The sequence below is a fragment of the Candidatus Rokuibacteriota bacterium genome (assembly GCA_030647435.1).
Taxonomy (GTDB): domain Bacteria; phylum Methylomirabilota; class Methylomirabilia; order Rokubacteriales; family CSP1-6; genus AR37.
On the sequence record JAUSJX010000158.1, the window covers coordinates 1 to 5,900 of the forward strand.

The following is a 5,900-nucleotide window of genomic DNA, read 5'->3' on the forward strand; positions in this document are numbered from 1 at the left end:
TCTTACGGCGCCCAGCGCCTGCGGGCGACCATTGCTCGACTACGCCGTTCCGCATGGCAGCTGCCGGGCCACAGAAGGCATAACACATGCCCAGCCTCGAGAGTCAAAGAATCAGCTCCGCCCGGCTGGGATCGGCACCGAAGAGTGCCACGGGATGAGTACGGATCAGTCCAAGCGCTGCAAAGAAACGGCGCGGGATTGGAGGTCGAGAGCACTCCGCTTCTACTCCGGTGAGGATCCCCCCTTGCGCTCGCTGTGAAGGCGTCCTTTCCGTCTTTAGAGCAGGTTCGGACTAAGTGACACTGATTCGAACTTACCTCGGGATGTGGGTTACACGCAGAACCAGGGAAACTACAGCTTCTCAATTAAGTCCTCGGTGTTCTCGTCATGAGCTTGAAGGGGGTCTCGCCAATGAATGGTCAGCGTTGGCTCCTCCCCTCCGAGCACCTTGAGGGAACTCCAGTCTGCTCGGTACTCTTTGCCGCTGAGGCGCAGCCGTCGGATGCACTCGCCCCGCAGTCGTGCCCGGGTCGTCTGGGGCGGGAGGTGCATGGCCCGCTCGACCGCCGCGTCGGTCGTGATCCGCTCGACCATCCCGAGAGAGACAAGGCGATGATACACGCTTCGATCGGATCTCATGTCGTGGTACTGCAGATCGAGGAGCGATAGGCGGGGGTCGTTCCAGGAGATTCCATGCCGATCCATCAGATTCGTCATCAAGCGGAGCTTGATGACCCAGTCGACCTCCCGGTCGAGGAGGAGCGGTTCGTGCTCGAGCCGCTCGATGGTGCGCGTCCACCTGCCCAGGATGTCTCTCCGCTGGGAGTCACAACCAGAGGACTGCGCGTACCGGAGAGCCCGCTCCAGGTACTCGTTCTGGATCTCGAGCGCGGTCAGGAGGCGGCCGTCCTTGAGCTTGACGGTCGCGCGCAGGGTCGGATCACGGGAGATGGTCCGCAACGCATCGACGGGGGCATGCAGTGAATAGTCGCTGTTGAGCCAGCCGTCCTCGATCATGTCGATGACGAGGGCGGTTGTCCCGACCTTCAGGTAGGTCGTGACCTCGGACATGTTGGAATCGCCGAGAATCAAGTGCAGGCGCCGGTACCTGCTGGAGTCCGCGAGGGTCTCGTCGCGCGTGTTGATGATGGCCCTCGCGGTCGTGGTTCCCCCTGACATCTCCTGGCAGATATGCTGCGCGCGCTGACTGAGGCAGAACTGGGACCCCCTGATCGTTCGCAGGACTTTGCCGGCGCCGGTGAATACTTGGCGGGTCACGAGGAAGGGGATGAGGCCAGCGGCAAGGCACTCGAGGGCGACGTCACGGCGAGTCAAATAGTTCTCGTGGCAGCCGTACGAGTTCCCGACCGAATCCGTGTTGTTTTTGAAGGCAAGGACGGATCCCGTGAACCCCTCCTCGTGGATGAGGCGGCCGGCCCGGAGCAGGAGGTCTGCGACGATGCGCTCGCCGGCCTTATCGTGAGCGACCAGCTCGGCGACCTGGTCGGCTTCGGGGGTGGCGTATTCGGGGTGAAACCCGCTGTCGAGATAGAAGCGGCCGCCGTTCTCGAGAAATACATTTCCCTTCCGCGCGCCGGGCACCGTCTGATTGAAGAGATAGCTAATGATGTTCTCCCGTGACGGGAGGCGACCACCGTTGACGCGGCAGAAGAAACCGTACTCGGTTTCAAGCCCGAAGACGCGCCGCATGAACGCTCCTTCCCGGGGCGAGCATGCCGCCTGGGGACTGCTCGGCCATTCCTACAGGAGTGTCGGCACTCACGGACGGTCCGGCCCCTTTCGTGACGGGTTCGGGGGTCTTGCCTCATTGTATCCATCACACACGGTGGGGGGCCCCCCGCCCCGCGCCGCAAGAGAGGAGCTGGCTCCCCCGCACGATTTGGCGGCGGATGAGCACGGAGCCTCCCGCAGCCGGCGCCGTACCGCCTCCCACGCTCCCCGCTGGACTTCCCGGGTCTCGAAGTACCCCGGTTGCGCGGCGTCGGCGCACGTAAAGGCAGCGGCGGCCTCCCGGTCTCGGCCGAGCAGGAGCGCGGCCATGCCGAGATTACCCCAGGCGGCCGCGTAGCCAGGTCTGACGCGGACCGCCTCGCCATACGCCGCGATGGCCTCCTCCTGCCGCCCCACGGCGCTGAAGGCGACGCCGAGGTTGTAGTGGGCGTCGGCATCGCTGGGGTTCAGCTGAGTGGCAGTCCTGAACTCGGTGACCGCCTCGGTCCAGCGGCCAAGGTGGCTGAGCGCCACCCCGAGGTTGTAGTGGGCGTCGGGGTCGTTGGGGTCTGCGCGAAGCGCTTGCCGATGCGCCTGTGCTGCCTCGTGCCACCGAAGCAGGTGTGCGAGCGCCACGCCCAGGCTGGTATGGACAGCGGGAACGCCAGGCGTGAGGTGGGCGGCTTCGATGAAGGCCCGTGCGGCGGCCTCGTCGCGGCCGAGGCTCATCAACTCCAGACCTTTGTGGTAGTGGGCCGCCGCGCGGTCCGCGGGCCCGAGGTCTGATCCGGTGGCCTCATCACAGGCCTTGAGTGCGGCCTGCCCGTGTCGCGCGATGCACTGGAGCAGGGCCTCGCCGGCGTGGGACCCTCCTTGTCCGGGACCCAGGGTAATCAGGCACGCAGAAAGAAGGGCGGAGCTCCTCACCCAGGGCAATCCCCCGTGTCGGATAGCCCGAGCGGCGAGATCGACAGCGTTTGTCCTCACGCGCCAAGCCCTCCACGGCTACGCCGCGCAGCCAGCAACCCGGTGTGCGTGTCGAAGGTGTGGCCTCCGTCCCCGCAAGGACTATGAGCCGCGACCGCTGTTACGAGCGCTATCTTCGCGATGCGCCCTTCCTCGGGGAACCCCGCGAGGGCGCCACCCATCCCGGGTGACGCCCTTAGCGGGTCCGACGAGCGAGATCCGCGCCAACGGGCTACTTCTTCTCCTCCTTCTTCTCGGTCATCGCCTTGCCCGTCTTGGGTTTGGCGACGAACTTCTTCTCGCAGTCGGCCTTCTTGGCCTCGTCGCTCCCGGCCTTCTCAAAGCACGCCGCCTTCTTCTCCTCCATGCTCATGGCCTTCGTCGCCGGCTTCTTCTCCGTGGCCTTCTCTTCAGTCTTCTTCTCCTGAGCCGGCGCGGGCGTGGTCGTCTGGGCCACCGCGGCCCCGGTCGTGCCAAGGAGGAAGGCCGTGCTGATGAACAGCGCGATCATCTTTCTCACGTGCTTTCACCTCCTTTCGGTGTCTGTGACGAGCACCATCTTCGCGATGCGTTCTCCCTCGGTCTCCTTATACAAGACGCCGACGATGTCGCCACGATGGAGATCGTCGACGCCCCCCTCCTTCCCGTTCACCCGGATCGTCGCGCCTGCCATCCCGAAGACATACCTCTTCGGTCCCCCCTCGGACACTTCCAGCACGAGACGCCTTTCGTCGGCGAATTCAATCGCGCCGCGAAGCACCCCTACGTCTGCGCCGAGCTCGGTGCGCCCTCGCGGTTCAGGAGGCGTGATCTCGCCGCCTCGGCTTACTGCCTGCAGGTGAGCCTGCCCGCTTTGGTGGATGCCGTAGTTGATCACGGCCGCGACGGCTACGACTCCCGAGAGCGCGACGAGAACCGCAATGGAAGGTTTTCGGTGATCCCGCACCACCCGCCCCTCCCTTTCCACGCTCCAACCGCTGGGAGCGCATCCCTAGCCGGAAATGCAGCCGCAGATCAGTGCCGCAATCCGCGTGCCACCTGGCTATGTCCCGATCAAGCCAGTGGGAATCGCAGTTCCGACATGGCGCCGACGAGACTCGGCTGCAATCGTTGCAGGATGACGGCGGGGAGATGGCTCTGGCAGTCCTCTGCGCCCCTTCAAAGGTTCGGCGACTAGGCATCAGGCGCTGGCTGTTGTGGGTGGATCGCCCTGCACGACTTGCAGCTAACGCTTGGCTCCCGCCGGGCCCTCTGAGCTAACTGCAAGAGAATCAACGGTTGGCAAGCTTGGTACGGATCCTGCGTAGTCTTGTGCGGCGGGCGACGCGGAGGAGGTGAGTCAACAATGCGCGCCAAGAAGGCCAGTCCGCACCCCCAGCCTGGCGGCGGGTCACCCGCGGCCGGCGGAAAAACCACCGAGCCCGGGCCCACATCCGGTCCCGCCAGTGCCGACGCACTGAAGCTGGCAGGACACAAATGAGTCTCGTGCGATTGGGTGACGGCCTTCACCCTCGTGAGACCCTGTCACTGTGATTCACGAGGATCATTAGGAGCTCTCGTAGTAAGAACCCGCCCGGGAGCGAGGACGCGTTATTGCGTCGAGTTCGTCGGGTCCGGGAGGAGGTGATGTCGAACTGTATTCGCGAGTGGCCATTTGCCGGACGGCCCCGCGTTGGTCACGGTACCTGCAGGAAAGGACATATTGGGGCACGTGGCCCGGCGCGTGAAGCGCTCTCCGGACAGTGTGCTTTACCAGACAAGGAGGAGCGAGATGCCAAAAGTCCTGAAGTGCGGAGATGTGATGCCTGGCTGCACCACCGTCCTCGAGGGACTAGACGAGGCGGACGTTATGAGGAAGGCGACGGAGCACGCCAAGACCACCCACAGGATGCCGACGATGCCCCCTGACGTCGCGACCAAGGTCAAGGCAGCGATCAAGAACAAGTAGCCGGCTTTCCGTCCGCCCTGCCTCACAGGCGTGCCGAGTGCTTTCCTCGGCACGCCTGCCGGGCGGGGGGGCCGCGGCCACGCGGCATGCCGCGCCCGTTCCTCGCGGCCCCGTCGATACTCTCCCCAGGCGCGCCGCAGCGTCAGGTAGGGGCGGGCCTCCAGCTGGGTCCGGGTGACCAGACCGGTCCGGCAGAGCTCGGCGATCTGCTCGGCATCGGTCAGATCCGTCTTCTCGCGACTGAGCTGCCGGGCCTCGCGGACCCGGAAGGTCGTCAACGGATTGACCACCACGTACCGCTCGCCCCGAGCAGAGCACGTACGCGAACGCCTCCCACACGTGCCCGGTCGCCTCGAAGGCGAACACGCGAGCACCCCCGGCGCGGCCGAGGGCTGCCGGCATGGTGCGCGGGAGCAGTTCCTCGAATCCCACCCGCGAGTGCGGAATCCTGAACCGGGTCAGCCGCTGACCAGCAGCGGTCAGCACGACGACTTGGTGCTCAGCGCTTGCCAAGTCCAGGCCGATGACCACATCATCACTCCCGAGGCGGCATCGATCGTCAGGCATGTGGGCCCCTCCTTCGTGCCTGGGCAGACGCGAGAAGGGATAACCCGAACGGGGCGGCGATGTCGCCTCCCTCTTTCGCATACCCTCATACTGGACAACGGGCCGGAGTTCGTGGCCACCGCCATCCTGCGCTGGTTGTCTACGGCGCAGATCGAGACGGCGTTGATTGATCCCGGCAAACCGTGGCAGAATGCCACGGACGAATCCTTCAACGGGAAGTTTCGTGACGAGTATCTCAGCCTGCAGTGGTTTCGGAACCGGATCGAAGCGAAAGTGGGCATCGACCAGTGGCGGCGGCAGTACAACGAGGTCCGCCCGCATTCGAGCCTAGGGTATCGGACGCCGGCGGAGTTCAAAGCAAGCTGTCTCACGCAGGGCCCAAGGGACGCTGTTCTCCCCTAATCTTTGGTCCGAAGAAATCAGGCAGGTCAGACGGCCATCGCCACCTCGGGGCCAATGCCGTCAGCTCAAATGAGGACCACCGACGTCGAGTCGCGATGACCCTTATCGCCCGAACGTGATTCAGTCCACCTCGTGGCCCGCGTCAAGCTTCGATCAGAAACCCGCCGGCGCCTCGACTCATCCCTTGGCTTTGCCTTCGTCGATGAGGAATACGATATCGACGTGCTCGTCTTCCGCAGTGCAAGCGAGGAGAAGCGCATTCCCCAGGCTGCGCGCAACTCCGGCA

5 protein-coding genes and 1 pseudogene are annotated in these 5,900 nt (G+C 64.8%); 2 read left to right on the plus strand and 4 right to left on the minus strand.

Going from position 1 to position 5,900, the window contains the following annotated elements:
- Positions 1-351: 351 nt before the first annotated feature.
- The 4 genes from Q7W02_27560 to Q7W02_27575 all read right to left on the minus strand — a co-directional run bounded on the left by Q7W02_27560 (position 352) and on the right by Q7W02_27575 (position 3,646).
- Positions 352-1,710, minus strand: a complete 1,359-nt coding sequence (locus Q7W02_27560; GenBank protein MDO8479886.1) for a proteasome accessory factor PafA2 family protein — start codon at positions 1,708-1,710, stop codon at positions 352-354.
- Positions 1,711-1,779: 69 nt separating this feature from the next.
- Positions 1,780-2,658, minus strand: a complete 879-nt coding sequence (locus Q7W02_27565) for a tetratricopeptide repeat protein (protein ID MDO8479887.1) — start codon at positions 2,656-2,658, stop codon at positions 1,780-1,782.
- Positions 2,659-2,929: 271 nt separating this feature from the next.
- Entirely contained in the window at positions 2,930-3,217 is a 288-nt protein-coding gene (locus tag Q7W02_27570; protein MDO8479888.1) for a hypothetical protein, read from the minus strand.
- A 6-nt stretch (positions 3,218-3,223) separates the two neighbouring features.
- Positions 3,224-3,646: a hypothetical protein gene (locus tag Q7W02_27575; protein ID MDO8479889.1), complete on the minus strand. Its 423-nt coding sequence runs from the start codon at positions 3,644-3,646 to the stop codon at positions 3,224-3,226.
- A gap of 822 nt (positions 3,647-4,468) precedes the next feature.
- Here Q7W02_27575 and Q7W02_27580 point away from each other — a divergent pair.
- On the plus strand, positions 4,469-4,645 hold the full coding sequence (locus tag Q7W02_27580; GenBank protein MDO8479890.1) for a DUF1059 domain-containing protein: 177 nt from the start codon (positions 4,469-4,471) through the stop codon (positions 4,643-4,645).
- A gap of 660 nt (positions 4,646-5,305) precedes the next feature.
- A pseudogene (locus Q7W02_27585) lies at positions 5,306-5,614 on the plus strand (integrase core domain-containing protein).
- Positions 5,615-5,900 lie beyond the last annotated feature (286 nt).